The sequence below is a fragment of the Vibrio ouci genome, assembly GCF_004551525.1.
GTDB classification, from domain to species: domain Bacteria; phylum Pseudomonadota; class Gammaproteobacteria; order Enterobacterales; family Vibrionaceae; genus Vibrio; species Vibrio ouci.
Genome location: NZ_SATR01000367.1, coordinates 1 through 444, shown reverse-complemented (window position 1 = coordinate 444; position 444 = coordinate 1). Strand labels below are relative to the sequence as shown.

Annotated in this window: 1 protein-coding gene; it reads left to right on the top strand. The window is 50.7% G+C overall.

Annotation, left to right across the window (positions count from 1 at the left end):
• Positions 1–444, top strand: a 444-nt coding sequence (locus ELS82_RS26640; RefSeq protein ID WP_167489576.1) for a hypothetical protein, incomplete at both ends; no start/stop codon positions are given.

The following is a 444-nucleotide window of genomic DNA, read 5'->3' as shown; positions in this document are numbered from 1 at the left end:
CCTCACCGTGAGTTACACCGACAGTAACGGCCCTCAATCCTTCCCGATCAGTAACGGTGGTAACCTCGATATTCCGGGTGATGCGACGGGCATGACGGTGACTGTTGGCACCTACAACGATGAGATCTTTGAGGGTGTGGAAAGTTTTGAGCTCGATGTTACCGTAACGGGTAGCATCGGTGATAACAATGAAGCCTTGAATCTCAGTGACAGTGGCGGTGCAACCATCATAGACGATGGCGGCGAAGTCAATAACGACACGCCGGTACTCACCGTGAGCGATGCAGGCCAAATCGTTGAAGGCAATCCAGCTCAGTTTGATGTGTCACTCGATAAAGAAGTCGATGGTACTTTGAATTATGTGTTTACGCTCGATGTCGATGAACCGTTGACGGCAGAGGTGGCGGACTTTTTAGCGAATGGTAACCTCACCGTGAGTTACAC